Origin of the sequence: Rubeoparvulum massiliense (assembly GCF_001049895.1) — a bacterium.
Taxonomy (GTDB): Bacteria; Bacillota; Bacilli; order Rubeoparvulales; family Rubeoparvulaceae; genus Rubeoparvulum; species Rubeoparvulum massiliense.
Window position 1 is genome coordinate 134,329 of the sequence record NZ_CVPE01000004.1, and the last position, 16,009, is coordinate 150,337.

The 16,009-nt window shown below is 47.6% G+C and carries 13 protein-coding genes; 3 read left to right on the top strand and 10 right to left on the bottom strand.

Annotated features, from left to right (window positions below; all coding sequences use genetic code 11):
• Window positions 1-88: 88 nt before the first annotated feature.
• From BN1691_RS03265 to BN1691_RS03295, 7 genes are all read right to left on the bottom strand, one after another.
• Entirely contained in the window at window positions 89-1,012 is a 924-nt protein-coding gene (locus BN1691_RS03265) for a proline dehydrogenase family protein (RefSeq protein WP_048600809.1), read from the bottom strand.
• A 232-nt stretch (window positions 1,013-1,244) separates the two neighbouring features.
• A complete protein-coding gene (locus tag BN1691_RS03270; RefSeq protein ID WP_048600810.1) occupies window positions 1,245-2,393 on the bottom strand; it encodes an acetylornithine transaminase in 1,149 nt (382 codons plus the stop codon).
• Entirely contained in the window at window positions 2,390-3,181 is a 792-nt protein-coding gene (gene argB, locus BN1691_RS03275) for an acetylglutamate kinase (protein ID WP_231638335.1), read from the bottom strand. Before argB ends, BN1691_RS03270 begins: the two co-directional genes overlap by 4 nt.
• A gap of 75 nt (window positions 3,182-3,256) precedes the next feature.
• The gene (gene argJ / locus BN1691_RS03280) at window positions 3,257-4,471 is read right to left on the bottom strand and encodes a bifunctional glutamate N-acetyltransferase/amino-acid acetyltransferase ArgJ (protein WP_048601176.1); all 1,215 of its coding nucleotides are present in this window, start codon (window positions 4,469-4,471) and stop codon (window positions 3,257-3,259) included.
• 34 nt (window positions 4,472-4,505) lie between these two features.
• Window positions 4,506-5,537: an N-acetyl-gamma-glutamyl-phosphate reductase gene (argC, locus tag BN1691_RS03285; protein ID WP_048600811.1), complete on the bottom strand. Its 1,032-nt coding sequence runs from the start codon at window positions 5,535-5,537 to the stop codon at window positions 4,506-4,508.
• Window positions 5,538-5,863: 326 nt separating this feature from the next.
• Window positions 5,864-6,910 carry a tetraprenyl-beta-curcumene synthase family protein gene (locus BN1691_RS03290; RefSeq protein WP_048600812.1) on the bottom strand — a complete coding sequence of 349 codons (1,047 nt, stop codon included), beginning with the start codon at window positions 6,908-6,910 and terminating at the stop codon, window positions 5,864-5,866.
• A gap of 63 nt (window positions 6,911-6,973) precedes the next feature.
• Entirely contained in the window at window positions 6,974-8,584 is a 1,611-nt protein-coding gene (locus BN1691_RS03295; protein ID WP_048600813.1) for an amidohydrolase, read from the bottom strand.
• 205 nt (window positions 8,585-8,789) lie between these two features.
• On the opposite strand from BN1691_RS03295, the gene BN1691_RS03300 reads away from it, so the two are divergent.
• A complete protein-coding gene (locus tag BN1691_RS03300) occupies window positions 8,790-9,566 on the top strand; it encodes a glucose 1-dehydrogenase (RefSeq protein ID WP_048600814.1) in 777 nt (258 codons plus the stop codon).
• Window positions 9,567-9,676: 110 nt separating this feature from the next.
• Here BN1691_RS03300 and BN1691_RS03305 read toward each other — a convergent pair whose 3' ends face one another.
• Window positions 9,677-10,237: a biotin transporter BioY gene (locus BN1691_RS03305; RefSeq protein WP_048600815.1), complete on the bottom strand. Its 561-nt coding sequence runs from the start codon at window positions 10,235-10,237 to the stop codon at window positions 9,677-9,679.
• Window positions 10,238-10,464: 227 nt separating this feature from the next.
• On the opposite strand from BN1691_RS03305, the gene BN1691_RS03310 reads away from it, so the two are divergent.
• Together BN1691_RS03310 and BN1691_RS03315 are read left to right on the top strand one after the other, a co-directional pair.
• Window positions 10,465-12,114 carry a PhoX family protein gene (locus tag BN1691_RS03310; RefSeq protein ID WP_231638336.1) on the top strand — a complete coding sequence of 550 codons (1,650 nt, stop codon included), beginning with the start codon at window positions 10,465-10,467 and terminating at the stop codon, window positions 12,112-12,114.
• Between the two features lie 220 nt (window positions 12,115-12,334).
• Window positions 12,335-13,036: a hypothetical protein gene (locus tag BN1691_RS03315; RefSeq protein WP_048600816.1), complete on the top strand. Its 702-nt coding sequence runs from the start codon at window positions 12,335-12,337 to the stop codon at window positions 13,034-13,036.
• Between the two features lie 172 nt (window positions 13,037-13,208).
• Here BN1691_RS03315 and rsgA read toward each other — a convergent pair whose 3' ends face one another.
• Together rsgA and BN1691_RS03325 are read right to left on the bottom strand one after the other, a co-directional pair.
• Entirely contained in the window at window positions 13,209-14,294 is a 1,086-nt protein-coding gene (gene rsgA / locus BN1691_RS03320; protein ID WP_048600817.1) for a ribosome small subunit-dependent GTPase A, read from the bottom strand.
• Window positions 14,295-14,594: 300 nt separating this feature from the next.
• Window positions 14,595-15,881: an NCS2 family permease gene (locus BN1691_RS03325; protein ID WP_048600818.1), complete on the bottom strand. Its 1,287-nt coding sequence runs from the start codon at window positions 15,879-15,881 to the stop codon at window positions 14,595-14,597.
• Window positions 15,882-16,009: the final 128 nt, after the last annotated feature.

Sequence of the window (16,009 nt, forward strand, 5' to 3'; positions counted from 1 at the left end):
AAGAAAAAGTCAAAAAACATCCCCCGCTTCGAGACAAATTCATCTCGTTCACAGGGGCGTGATGCTGCGCATAAAGATATAGCCTTCCTTATTTTTTAAACATACCTTTCAACACAAAGGCCACGTTGGCTGGACGTTCGGCTAAACGGCGCATGAAGTAGCCATACCAGTCATTACCATAGGGCACATAGACACGCATCTTATAGCCTTCCTTCGCCAATTCCAGCTGTCGTTGGGAGCGGATGCCATAGAGCATCTGGAACTCGAAACGATCCAGAGGAATCTCCTCTTCCGCTACCACCTGCTTCGTATACTGAATCATCGCCTCATCATGGGTGGCGATGGCGGTATAGGCACCGCTTAAGAGATGCATGCGGATGATCTTCTTATAATTCTCGTCTACATCGCCTTTCTCTGGGAAGGCGACAGTAGCTGGCTCCTTATAAGCTCCCTTCACCAGGCGGAGATTGAAACCCTCCTCCCCTAATGCCTGCACATCCTCTGCTGTTCGATATAGATATGCTTGAATTACGGTCCCTACATTCTCATAACCTTCCTCACGAAGCTGGCGTAAGATGGAGAGGGTCACCTCTAAATGGGAATAATCCTCCATATCGATGCGGACGAAATTCCCATGGGAACGGGCGGTATCTAAGATCCCCCGCATATTACGGATGCAGAGCTCCCGATCAATATCCAATCCTAAGGAGGTCAGCTTTAAAGAAAGATTGCTCTTCACCCCATGTTCGTGGATCGCCTCTAATGTACGAATACACATAGTAGCCATCTCCTCTGCCTCCTCCACCTTGGAGACAAACTCCCCGAGATAGTCCACCGTACATTCCAGGCCTTGTTCATTCAATTGGCGGATCTTCTGGATCACCTGATCCACCGTTTCCCCTGCCACAAAGCGGGCTGCACCAAACTTCAAGCCCCATTTTTTTGCCGCTTGATTTAATGTCCGATTTTTCGACATGAATAAGAAAAAATTCTTCATCAACTGTTCTGCCATCTCCATCCTCCTCTACCTAGATCCAAGGGGTTCTCTCTATAGCCACTCCAACCATCAGTGTGCTTTTTTCCCTAGCCTTTCGACGTTTTGTAACCGCTTTCATCAATTCTTATTTATTATTGTACATAATATGGTTGGAATGGTGCAATAGCTATTCAATTCCTACTTATTCCTTTTTGAACCTAGGGAGAAAAAAAGAAGGCCGCTCCCAATGCTAGCGCCTTCTCAATGGCTAGTTCATATACTCTTTCCAAGCCGCCATAATCCGATCCACCGCTTCATCCATCTCCTCCTTCGATACAATGATTGGAGGTAAGAGACGGATCACATGAGGACCTGCGCCCAATGTCAGTAGTTGTTTTTCCCGCATTATAGCAAGGAGTGGCGCTACCTCAAACGAGGTCTCAATCCCCAGGATTAAGCCTTGCCCCCGGATCTCCTGCAAGCCTGGTAAACCAGCAAGCCGCGCTTCTAATTGCTTTTTCAGATACTCACCTTTTGCCACCACATCTTGGAGAAAGCTCTCTTCAAAGATCACTTGCAGGGTAGCATTAGCTGCTGCCATGGCTAAAGGGTTCCCGCCAAAGGTGGAGCCATGACTTCCTGGACCAAAGGCCTCCAATAGCTGTTCCTTCCCAATCACTGCGCCCACTGGAAAACCATTCCCTAATCCCTTGGCCACGCTGATGATATCTGGAGATATTCCATAATGCTGATAGGCAAAGGGTTTACCTGTTCTCCCGATCCCTGTCTGCACCTCATCTACAATGAGCAAGGCTCCATACTCTCTGCACAGCTGCTCTGCTGCTTGGATAAAGGAGGGATCCCCAGGATTCACGCCGCCTTCCCCTTGAATCACCTCTAACATGATGGCTGCTGTTTCCTGATCCATCGCTTGCTGAAGCTGTTCCACATCGTTATAGGGGACATAGACGAAGGTAGGTAACATGGGTCCGTAGCCAACCTTCACCTTATCCTGACCGGTGGCAGCCATGGTCGCGAAGGTCCTGCCATGGAAGGACTGCTCGAAGGTGATGATTTTCCATTTTCCTGTTGCCTTTCGCGCTAGTTTAATCGCCGCTTCATTGGCTTCTGCCCCACTATTGCAGAAAAAGACCCGATCACCAGAGCTATGCTGAACGAGACGCTCTGCCACCTCCTCTTGCAAGGAATTTTGAAAAAGATTGGAGACATGCCATACCTGATCTAATTGGGCATGGACTGCTTCAAGCACCTTCGGATGACGATGGCCTAGATTACAGACGGCAATACCTGCGATAAAGTCAAGATAGCGTTTCCCATCACGGGCGGTGACCCAAGCACCCTCCCCATGGGTAATCTCTAGATCCCAGCGCTGATATGTTGGAAATAACGCACTCATTCTAGCACCCCCGTACTCTTCTTAATGGTTGTTCCCATCATTTCTCCTCCTACCATTAGACTGCTTAATCCACTTACAATCATCGCTTCATGGATACCACCCTGGAGACTGTGGAGCGCTGCCTCCACCTTCGGGAGCATCCCGCCATAGATTGTGCCATCAGCAACCATGGCATGGATATCCGCAGTGGTCACTTCCTCGATGACCTGATTATTAATGATGATGCCTGCCACATCAGTGACGAAGAGGAGCTTGCTGGCACCTAGAGCTGCTGCAATAGCCCCAGCGGCCGAATCGGCATTAACATTGTAGCGATCGGCACCGTCTAGCCCCATGGCAACTGGAGCGATGACTGGAACCATCTCCATGGCTAGCAACTGATGGAGGAAGGACGCATTCACCTCCATCACTTCACCAACGAGACCTAGTCGCTCCACATCCTTGGCCTTCGCCTTGAGGAGACCGCCATCATATCCTGAAAGTCCCACCGCAGCCACCCCTGCCTTTTGTAAACGACGAACCAGCATTCCATTCAGTTCTCCTGATAGAACCAGATCCACCACACGTAGCACCGCGGTCGATGTTTTTCTCAGCCCATCCACGAATTGACTCTCAATCTTTAACTGTTCCAGCAGCTGCTGAATGCTTGGTCCGCCACCATGAACGATGATCGGTTGCTTACCTGCCTCCTTTAATGCTTTGATGCTTTGGAAAAACTCATCAGATAGGCTCTCTAATACGCTCCCTCCACATTTGACGATAATGATCTCGCCACCAATTTCGCCCATCTCATCCTCTCCCTTCTACGCCTCTTGACCAATCTTTGCTTTCCAAGCACCTTGAGCACATTAACACCGCAGACCTCACGTTGTATAACTGGCGTTGATGCGTACATAGGCATAGGTGAGATCGCAGCCCCAGGCCTTTCCATAGCCCTCTCCTTGATTCAAGTGGATGGAGATCTGAATCTCCTCATTGGCTAAATAATGACGAATCCCCTCGTCTGAAAAAGCGAGTGGTTGACTACGATTTATCATCTGAAACGGTCCAATGGCGATATCCACGAGATCAGGATCGATGGGAACACCACTCTTTCCAATAGCCATCATGATCCGCCCCCAGTTAGGGTCTTCCCCATAGATGGCGGTTTTCACAAGATCGGAGCCCACCACTGCCTTCGCCACCTTCCCTGCCTCCTCATCCCCCTCAGCACCGAAGACCTCTACCTCAATCAGTTTCGTTGCCCCTTCACCATCGCGGGCGATCATGCGAGCTAAATCCTCGCATACCTTGAGGAGAAGCTCCTCAAACTTCCACCACTCCGTATGGTCTGGCGTTAACGGCTCGTTACCTGCAAGGCCATTGGCCATGACGATGACCATGTCATTGGTTGATGTATCTCCATCCACCGTGATCCGGTTAAAGGTTACATCCGTCACCACTCGGAGCTCCTGCTGCAGTACATCATGCTGTATGACCGCATCGGTGGTAATAAAGGCGAGCATGGTCGCCATATTAGGTGCAATCATCCCGGAGCCCTTGGCGATGCCCGCTAAGGTTACGAGCTTTCCATCAATGGTTGTCTGGTAGCATGATGACTTCTCCCTTGTATCGGTGGTAAGAATGGCCTGGGCAAACGCCTCTGCAGCGAGATCATCCACTTCCGGATGTAATTGGGCAATTCCCGGTACGATCTTCTCCATGGGCATGGCCTGACCGATCACCCCTGTGGAGGCAACAGCCACATGATGTTCCTGCAGGGAAAATTGCTGGGCGGTCACAGCCCGCATGGTATAAGCATCGGTAATCCCTTGCTTCCCTGTGCAGGCATTGGCATTCCCACTATTGACAATCACCGCTTGTAGCCGGCCTTCCTGCTGAAGACTAGCCTTGGTTACGCCAATGGGAGCTGCCTTCACCCGATTCATGGTATAGACCGCTGCCGCCTCAGCGGGTACCGTACTAAGAAGAATCCCTAGATCGTTTCGTTTTCGCTTCACCCCCGTATGAAGCCCTGCTGCTGAAAAACCCTGAGGTGTAATGATGGAGCCGTCCTCTACTTTGATCACCTCATCCATGGTGTTCAATTGCTTTCTCCCCTTTCCTTGGGTGCTATGGATAGATGGGCGTGAAGTTCAAACCTAACGCTTCATCCCATCCACACATCAGGTTGGCATTTTGAACGGCCTGCCCTGCTGCACCCTTCATTAAATTATCAATGACACTAACAACCGTGATCCGTCCTGTCCGTTCATCATAAGCGAGCCCAAGGTCACAATAGTTTGAGCCTGTCACTTCCTTCGTGGCTGGGAAGGTTCCTGCTCGTCGTAAGCGGATAAAGGGCTCGCCTGCATAATAATGAGCATAGAGCTGCCATAGGCGTTCTGCTGTCATCTCTTGATTCACTGTTGCGTAGATGGTCGCCATAATTCCCCTCGTCATGGGTACAAGATGCGTGCTGAAGGTGATGGGCTCTTCATCCCCCCATTTTTGCAACATCTGCTCAATCTCTGGGATATGCTGGTGGGCATTCACTTTATAAATTTTTAGATTCTCATTCACCTCACCATAATGATTACCGAGGCTAGGTGTACGCCCTGCCCCAGAAACCCCTGATTTAGCATCGATGATGATGGAGGCAGGTTCCACAACACCCTCCTGAACAAGGGGAGCCAGTCCCAGTAAGGTAGCGGTAGGATAGCATCCTGGATTGGCCACAAGACATGCGTCTTGAATCTCTTCCCGTTCCCACTCGGTTAAACCATACACTCCTTCATCAACCCAGCCCTTCGGTGCTGCCCCATAGCCATACCAGTGTTCATATAATTCAGTCTCCTTTAGGCGAAAATCTCCGGATAAGTCCACCACCCGGCAACCTGCCTCCAACAGATGGGGTACTAATTGACTGGAGACCCCACTCGGCGTTGCTGTGAACACCAGATCCGTCTGCTTCGCAATGACTTCCGCATCAATTGCTTCCAGCGTTCGATTCACCCCAGCCAAGTGAGGGTAAATCTCATCCAAGCGTTGCCCCTCCTGCGAGGATGTGTAGACCGCCGCTACAGAAAACTGGGGATGAGCTAAGAGTAATCGCAGCAGCTCCGCACCTCCATACCCTGTCACACCAATCACGGCCACTTTCAAATTTCATCACCTCAAAAAATGATATTAAGGCTTATTATAATGATGTATAAATATAATTGCAATAGTATATTTATAAATAATCTGTTTATTACAGCAATTTAAAAAAGAAAATAAAAAAGCACCCCTTTTGAACCGCATCTCAATCGTTGGGTATTCCAAACCATTGAAGATGCAGTTCTTGATCGGTGCTCCTTGCATTGCATAGCATTAAACTTTGAAATATTACAAATCCCATTCGTCTAAAGGTTAAATCTCCGCATCATTTATTTTATTCAGAACCCCATTGAACTTGAAACTGTCCAAGTCCAATGGGGTTGATGACAGAATTATGAATGGGTTAACTGGCGAATCAGCTTCCCCTGCCATGCAAAATATCGGGTTCGCCAGCCTGCTTCACTCAGGAGTTGACGTGCAACTAGTGCCACATCCTCCTGACCAGCTACCTTCCGATCAGAGAGATAGATGGCTAGCAAGCCATCAACAATGAGGCGATGAAAAGGATGGAGCTGCTTCGCTTTCTTCTTCGCCTCCTGAACAAAGAGCCGAAGACGCTCGATGATCTCACGAGGGTTGGCATAATAATGGACAAAATTGAGATCGCCACCCTTGCGATCCTCCTCCTGATCAATGAGGTAATCTAATAAAATATGTAAGCCTGTGATGGCTGGAAAATAGGCGTTGCAGAGTTCCTCTACCCCTTCAGTTGCCAAAGAGGGGTTGGTGGCTTTTGCAAACAGCGCGAACATCCCTAATGTGGAGCCGGTGGCTGCAGCAAACTCCTGCCAATAGAGTTGAGGATAAATCGGCTGATACCGCTGCCACCACTTCAACAATAGCGCTTCCCGCTGGCTCCGCTCTACATGCTTATACACTTGTAGATGAACATAGTTATTCACCTGCTGCGTCACCTGCTCCTGAACCAACTCATAGCTCGGTAGCAATGCGATCATTTGGCGACAGTTCTCTACCAAAGCGGTTAGATACCCGCCATCTTCTCGTTCCGTTCCCAGCGCATAATAATCCTGTATTGATCGCTTAGGATCTACAGCATCTAGCATCGCCTGATGAAGCTGATGAAAATGGGCACCGTCCATGGAGGTGCTACGATCACAGAGATTATCGAGATAATCACTAATGGTCTGCAACGCAACGATAAGGCGGATCAAAGAGGGGCGCCACTCCTTAGCTACTAACGCAGCATAGACCGTCCCTCCCTGACAGTGAAAATGTTTGGTCTGAATACTAGCGATGGCTTGCTTTCGTAGTTCCATTGAAGGTATCATCTTTGCTCGCTCTAGCCAGCCATCAAGCTCCTCTTCGGTATGAGGAAGAACTGATTTCTGGATGATTCGAATTAATCTAAACGGTCCCAATCTACCTCACCCTTCCTGCTTCTCTTACGATTGATTATCGAGCCTTACCATCCTATCACTTGATTAACTTAACCCCATTCCATACACCCATTGCCCTGCCACCATAGTTCCTTGTACCTGCACTTGAAGGAGTTGGTCGGGCTCTGCTGCCATGGATGGACTTAATAGATTGTGAGAGAGCACGGTAAAATCGGCACTGTATCCCGGTGCAATTTTTCCGCGATTTCCTTCCATCATGGCTGCATAGGCACTCCCCTGTGTAAAAAGTCCAATGGCTTCGCGGATGGATAGCTTCTCTTGGGGGAAATATCCCTCATGAGTCTCATCAGGATGACGACGGGTTACGGCAGCGTGAATGCCTAACAGCGGATCCAGTGGTTCAATGGGAGCATCAGAGCCTCCCGCGCAGGGAATACCGGCATCTAGCAAGGTCTTCCACGCATAACCATATTGTAACCGTTCCTCCCCTAATGCATCCACAGCCCAAGGAAAATCACTAGCCACAAAGCGCGGTTGAATATCTGCAATCACATAAGGAAGAGAAGCCAATTGCTGCACCAGCTCTTGGCGTAAGACTTGGGCATGAACAAGGCGATGGCGCCCTTGCTGTGGGGGATGCTTTGCAAATGCTTGAATCACTTGGGCTGCGGCTGCATCACCAATGGCATGAACCGCTACAGGTAAGCCTGCTGCTACAGCCTCCGCCACATGCTGAGCTAGCTCTTCATCGGTAAACTGGGAGATCCCTCGATTACCAGGACGATCTAGATAGGCTTCGGACATCCATGCTGTTCTTCCACCGAGGGCACCATCGGCAAAATATTTCACCGCACCCACGGAGAAGTTAGGAGATAGTGGACCATAGGAGACCCCTGCATCCTTTACCTCTTGCAATCGTTGGGAATCAATGAGCTCATGAATATGAAGTGGATGCTGGGCAAGCACCTTCCCATAGAGCTGAAATAGCTCCTGCCAAACTGGTAATTCTCGCAAATCATCACTATGGACACCCACCAGTCCCTTTGCCTGTGCCGCTGTCACTGCTGTGCATAATGCTTGGCGATGCTCTGCCTTCGTCGGTCGAGGAATGGCAGCTGCAAAGAGACGATAAGCATGCTCATAAATATACCCATTCAGAGCACCTTCACCATCGCACCCAAATTGGCCACCTTCGGGATTGGGCGTGCTCTCGATGATGCCCGCTTGCTCATAGGCCCGTTGATTCACCATATAGGTATGGTAGCAAGTACGCGCCAATAACACCGGATGATCAGGCGCCCAACGATTTAATTCAGCCAGTGTGATGAATTCTCGATGAGGGAAACGGTTCTCATCCCAGCCACTTCCTACGATCCACTTGCCTACAGGTGTCATGGAAACACGCTCTCCAATAACGCGACGTAGCTCTTCCTTCGTCGTTACCTGGCGTAGATCGAGTTGCTGAAGATAATGACCATAGGAGAGGAGATGGAGGTGACTATCCACTAAACCAGGAAGCACATAAGCACCTGCGAGATCATACTCTACTTCAATCTGACTACCGCCTTGCAAACGTAAATCACCGGTCTTGCCTACTGCAAGGATTTTATCGTTCTTGATCAGAATCCCATCGTATTGACAACCTGCTTGATCCAATGTCTCAACCTGTGCATTGGCCAGTAATGTTAAGCTCATCCCGTTCTCCCCTTTACCACTATTCATTTCATCTTCCCAGTCTGTATGCGTACATTCTACCTTATGTAAGATTGCAATGTAAATTTTTTCATACTTCCATCATTCTTGCTTCTATCCCATGTTCTCACAGTCTACCTTGCCTTCACTTGTGAATTAAAGTACATTAAAGAGGGGAATACCCAATCTTGGAAGAGGAGGAATCATTATGGGTCGTCTTGATGGAAAAGCTGCAATGGTTACAGGAGGCGCCGCAGGAATCGGGAAGGCAACCGCCACCCTGTTTGCTAAGGAAGGTGCCAAGGTTATCGTAGCTGATATTCAAGAAGCCGCTGCTCGAAAGACGGTTGATGAGATTCGGCAAAATAATGGTGAAGCCATCTTTATTCACCTCGATGTCTCCCAAGAAGCTGCCTGGCAAAAGGCCATGGAAGAGGTAATCAGCACTTATGGAAAGCTCAATATCCTTGTAAATAACGCAGGTATCTCCCTCGCCAAAGATATTGTTGATACGACGCTGGAGGACTGGAATCGGATTATGACTGTGAACTCTACCGGTGTCTTCCTCGGCACGAAGTATGGCATTCTCACCATGCGGGATAACGGTGAGCTCTGCTCCATTATCAATCGCTCATCCATTGATGGACAGATCGCTGAACCAGGGCTCTTTGCATACTGCGCCTCCAAGGGTGCTGTTACCATCATGAGCAAATCGGCTGCTCTCGCTTGTGGAGAAAGAAAATATACCATCCGTGTCAACACCGTTCATCCTGGTTATGTCCATACAGAATTAACAGAAGAAGAAGCACGAGGCTATGGCTTAACTCCTGAAGAATACTTCAAAAAGGTAGGTGCCCAACATCCCATCGGCTGTATTGGTGAGCCCATGGATGTAGCCTACCTTGATCTCTACCTTGCCTCTGATGAATCGAAGTGGGTAACCGGCGCTGAATTCACCGTGGATGGTGGCTGGACAGCCCAATAACATGACTGGAAATTCAATACTCTATCGTGTAAACGTGCAAAAAAGTCCCATCCATTGATTGAGGTGTTCAGCACTTCAATGGAATGGGGCTTTTTTCTATTTGTGCTGCATCATTTCCCCTGCATCTGCTGAATTAAGCGTGGATTGACGCGATTCAGCTGATAAGCAAGATAACTGGCGATGATCACCTTTAGAATATCCCCTGGGATAAAGGCAAGCATACCTACCATGGCCTGCTGTAATGATAAATCCGCCATCATGGCCATATAGGGGACACCAATGAGATAGATCACAAGAATGCCTCCTACCAGATTAGCGACCAGTAATTGCACGAAGCCCTTACCCGCCTTCTTCCACCAGCCTAGACTTAACCAGCCGATTACAGCTGCAGCTACGGGCCAGCTTAGGAAGAAGCCGCCTGTTGGACTTACAATGGAGCCCATACCTGTTCTCCCGCCTGCAAGTAGTGGGAGATATAGGGCGATGAAAGCAAACAAGATCATACTGAGGAAGCCCTTACGACCTCCAAGCAAGCTCCCAGCCAACATAATTCCCAATGTCTGTAATGTAATGGGAACAGGGCTGAAGGGTAGAGGGATAGGCGGAAAGAGACCCATCACAGCCACAAGTGCAGCAAATAAGACCATATACAGCATCTGATTTATTTTCAATCTCTTTCACACTCCCGATTCCTATGTTATCCATTCTATCAAACCAATAGTCCATAAAATTATTACTAGGTCATAGGATTAACTTACATAGATTGAGCCTACACCAATTTGTACAAAAAATCCACCTTCTTTTTACATGAACTTACTCTGTCCTTTACATTGGCTCATTACAATGGAGATGAACAATATGATTAACAGAGGAATCATCCATATAAAGGAGTGTGGAGATGGAGAATCAAATGGAAGTGAATCGTCGGAAGTTTTTGACCTATGTGGGAAGCGGCATGGCCGCCCTCGCTGTCGCTTCAACAGGACTCCCTGTCTTGGCCAAAGCAAAAGCAGATCCTGTCCCAGGTAAGGCTCCTCGTCAAGAATGGTTTCAGTTACCTGAGAAGAAAGGGGTTCGTTTTACCCCCATTCTTCCTACTGATGCAGATGAATTGGTATTACCCCAAGGGTATACCTATGATGTGATTGCTGCCTATGGTGATCGGATCAACAAGGCTGGTGACACCTTTGGCTTTAATAATGATTTCACCTGCTATATTCCACTTCAAGGCTCCAATACACACGGTCTACTCTGGGTGAATCATGAGTATTCTAGCGAAATCTTCGTCCATGGAAAAAAAGAGAATGGAAGCTATACGAAGAAGCAGATCGAGCAGCTTCTCTATGTTCAAGGTGGTTCCATTATTGAAGTGAAGCAAGTGGATGGAAAGTGGAAGATGATCACTGATTCCCGCTATAACCGGCGAATTACAGGCTTAACACCCTTTCAATTAACCGGTGCTGCCAAGGGTAGCAGAGCAGTGAATGGTGCAACCACGGTGCAAGGTACCTTTGCCAACTGTTCTGGAGGCATTACTCTTTGGAATACCATCCTCTCCTGTGAAGAGAATTTTGAATATACCGCACGTGATGCGGCACTAGATCCCACCCATTATGGCTGGGTGATTGAGGTGGATCCCTTCGATTCACAATTTGCTGTACGTAAGCACACTGCACTCGGCCGCTTTAATCATGAAAACACCGCCATGGGTCTCTCTAAGGATGGACGAATCGTTGTCTATATGGGTGATGACAAAACTGGTGCCTGTGTCTACAAGTTTGTAAGTAAAGGAAAGTACGATGCTGCAAAAGATCGAGAAAATAGTCGCCTCTTAGAGGAAGGAACTCTCTATGCAGCTGATATGAGTAAGGGTGCTTGGATACCTATCACGGTAGAAGCAGTGCGCAAGAAGGCGACGGAGAAGAAAAACGAAGAGATGTTAGCGAAGTTTACCTCCCAAGCAGATGTGCTTGTTCATGTCCATGAGGCTGCCATCTTCCTTGGCGCAACACCGACTGACCGTCCTGAGGATGTGGAGATTCATCCAGATGATCACTCTCTCTATATCGCTCACACCAATAATAGTAAGCATGGCAATATCCATGGTCATATCACCCGCTTCATCGAAACGGATCATGACCTCGGTGCGTTGACCTTCGATTTTGAGATTTTTGCAGCTGGTGGACGTCAGAGTGGCTTCAGTGCACCAGACAATCTCACCTTCGATGGTGAAAACAATCTCTGGACCGTTACCGATATCTCCTCAAGTAAGTTGAATAAGGGAGTCTACCAAAGCTTCATGAACAATGGAGTCTTCGTCATTCCTACTAGTGGTGAGCGGATGGGTGACGCCTTCCAATTTGCATCTGCACCTGTAGAGGCTGAACTGACTGGTCCTTGGTTTACACCTGATGAGAAGACACTCTTCCTTGCTGTGCAACATCCTGGTGAAGAGACCAAGGATCCTGCACAACCTACAAGTAAGTGGCCTCATCGACCTGGCGATCATATCCCACGACCAGCTGTAGTTGCCATTCGTGGATTCTAATCGAATCCTTTAAAACGCAACATCAATTCTGTGTATCCCCCTCTCTTCCCTATTAATATATAGAAAAAGCGATCTTCGACTTGTCGAAAATCGCTTTTTCATTTTGATCATCTCTATATCGACAAAAACCGTCTCTCGTACTATAATAAATTACTAATCATGGTGTATATTGACTGTTATGGATAACAAAATCGTGTAATTTGGTGAAAGGGGTATGATGATGCAGCGTACTCTCCTCTGGAGTAGCCTTCTCCTCCTTATCCTCTCCATCTGGCCCATTATCCAGTGGGTGCAAGAAGAGATCTACCTTACATCAATGCAAAACGACTATCTATTGCACACTCTCACCGAAGATAAGGAGAAGCTAAGCCAACAAGATTTGATTCACTTTAAAAACTATAATTTGACCCTCGTCAGTGAGCAAGCCAACCAGATTCAATATAACTATGAAGGGAAGCTCTATACTGTCGGTGACGTTGAATTGCTGATGAATGGGAAATCCCTCCGTCTCCTACATAATTGGCCCGTCTATGAGGAGAAGCAGTATCTGAGTCGCTATATGACAGGGATTGAAATGATCCAGGTCTTAGAGAAAAGCGGCGATGAATATTTAGCCATCCTCATCCAGCGGACAAGCCCATTTCAGTCTCCCACCACTGCTGAAGAGTTTGATGTAATTAAAATCTATCCTGATGGTACGATCACAGAGGAACATGTGAATGAGGAGAACCTCACCTGGTTTTATACTTATCTGGGCAATCGCCTTTCTTTAGAGCCTTCAGGCTTTTACACCAACCTACCCTATATGAATAGTCTCTTCATTCCCTATCTCTATCCTGTGCTACCTTTTCTCTATGGAGCACTGACACTCCTTGTAATCGGCTTTCGCCAGCTTTTCCGTAATCACGCGGTTTCTGTATAGAACTGGCGATGGGTCCTGCCATCGAATAGAATACCGACAACCAAAGCGTGGGTGCCTCCAAAGTCACAATTCCCGCCCAGTCCAATATGAAGAGAAACAATGGGAAGGTTAAGCTACTTAGAATTCCTACTCCAACCAAGAAAAGAAAGACTCTCATTTACATTCCCCTTTATCAGCGCTTTTTCCCTTTCTGCTTGATGTGTTTTGCAATCTGTTTATACCGTTGCTTTTCCACTTGCTGTAATTGCCGATTTTGTTGTCGTTCCACATAAGCCAGTTCCTTCTGAAGCTTAAGATAGCTTGCGTAACGATCAGCAGATAAGCGTCCATCCTGTAAAGCAGCCTGGATCTCACAACCAGGTTCCTGTTGGTGGTGACAGTCACGGAAGCGACAAGCTTGAGCTAAAATTGCAATATCTTCAAAGACATGCTCAATGCCTGTGCTACCCTCCCACAAACCCAACTCGCGCATTCCTGGCGTATCGATGACCATCCCTCCTGCAGGGAGAGTAATCAATTCACGATGGGTAGTGGTATGTCTCCCCTTATCATCACCGTCTCGAATTTGTTGAACACGAAGCAATTCTTGCTCCGCTAGTTTATTGACCAATGTGGATTTCCCTACTCCGGAAGAACCTAGAATCGCTACAGTTTTTCCTGCTTGAATATAAGGCTGAAGTCCTTCAAATCCTGTATCCAGATAAGAACTAACTACTTGGACATCCACACCCACTGCTACTTCCTCCACCTGATGTACCTTCACATCTACATCGGTACAGAGATCGGCTTTACTCAGTACGACCACAGGAATAGCTCCACTTTCCCATGCTGTGATCAGATAGCGTTCCAAGCGACGTAGATTAAAATCCTGATTCAAGGCAAGGAGCAACCAAACAGTATCGAAATTAGCAGCAACGACCTGCTCCATCACCTCTGTTCCCGCTACCTTCCGTGAGAACTTTGATCTCCGTGGAAATATACCGTGGATAATTCCTTTACCTTCACCTTGAAGGATCTGAAGAACCACCCAATCTCCCACGGTTGGTAAAGTGCCATCTATGCCACCTGTATAACGCAACCGTCCTGATAATTGTGCTAACACTTCTCCCTCATTAGTTGCTACACGATAAAGCTCTTGATGGGCGGTGATTACCCGTCCTACCTCCATATCCGTACCCTTTTCAATAAAATTCTCATACTGTTCCTGCCAGTACTGATTCCACCCATATTGGATTAATTTCAAAGGATATTCCTCCATATTATCGTAGTTTTAAGATCAAAAAAACCGTAGAGAGAATGTAACTCTACGGCGGTCCAATGCTTTTTTGGATACAAAAAAGCACGAGTACCTGACTCGTGCCCGTGTAAACATCAATAGACTACGGCCGAAAGGTTCCCTTCTAGGTTAAGCATTCAATTATTGCTCTAGCACCTCAATGATCGTGGTTAGCAACATATTCACCACTCCTTTCGCCGTACAAGCATGTGATATTTTCTCACATGATTGACGAACTTTTCTTAATTTATATACTACCAACTATGGATACATGTTGCAAGCCTAGATATACTGTAATACAAAGTTGAGCAAAAATAGGCTTGAAACAACATACAAGGGCATGGATACCTCATTCCCCTTCCCATTCACCAATTTGAGAATGGGGTACATGATGAAGCCGATGGCGATGCCATTGGCAATACTGTAGGTGAAAGGTATCATCACAATAATAAAGATGGCAGGAAAAGCTTCAGTTAAGTCATGCAATTGGATGTGGCGGATATTTTGCACCATTAAGCTCCCGATCACAATGAGGATGGGAGCAATGGCACTATCAGGGATCCATTTCATATAGGGAATCAACGGAATGGATGCCAAAAATAGAATGCCTGTGGTGAGTGCAGTTAATCCTGTTCGTCCTCCTGCAGCAATGGCAGCCGTACTCTCTACCGTGGCCACGGTTGGACTAGTCCCCAATAGCCCAGAGGTAAAGGTAGCCACCGCTGTCGCTTGTAAGGACTTACGATACTTCTCTGGTTGCTTCGCCATACTCACATGACTTTGGACCAGCCCGAGATTCTCGAAGACAAGCACCATGGTCATGGAGAAAACCGCTACCCAAAACGGAAACTGAGCAATTTGGTCAAAGGTGAAATGACCGAATACTTCACCATAGGGTGTTAAGTTCAATCTTGAAGGTTCCACCTGTGGTAGAATGCCAAAAGCAAAGGCAAGCCCTGTACCAAAGAGAATACTCCATAAAAAATCTCCTCGTACACCACGGAGGAATAGGAGTAAGGTAAAGAGCAGTGTAAGGATGGTGGCAACCACCTTTAAATCACTGAGATCACCAAGGGCGATAATGGCATCAGATCCACGGACCACAAGTCCACCTTTTTCCAAGCCAATGAGCATTAGGAATAAGCCCAGCCCTACACTAATGGCCTCCTTGAGACTGGCAGGGATCGCTTCGTTTAGACGCTGCGCTAAACTGGAAAAAGCAATGAGCATAAAGGCAAATCCAGATACGAGCACAACAGCCAGGGCCTCCTGCCAGTGAAAGCCCATGGATTCCACCAAGGTATAGGTAAACATCGCATTAATCCCCATGCCTGGCACGATCAGAATGGGGGCATTGGCCCAGAATGCCATCACCAAACATCCGACGAAGGATGCTAGAATTGTTGCGAATACTGCTCCTTCAAAAGGAATCCCCGCCTCAGCGAGAATTAGTGCATTAATCACCACAATATAGACGATGGTAAAAAATCCGATGCTTCCTGCCAGCACCTCACCTTTCATGGTGCTGCCATGAGAAGCCAGTTGAAATAATCCTTCCTTTGTTTTCATTGAAGTCGACTTACCTCTTACGTACAAATCCCTCTCCCAACCCGCTTCGCTTGGTGACACCAAGCAAGCCACGAAATTCATTGTAGCAAAAAACATGGGATCCTGCCAAATGGTAATGTTGATCTTTT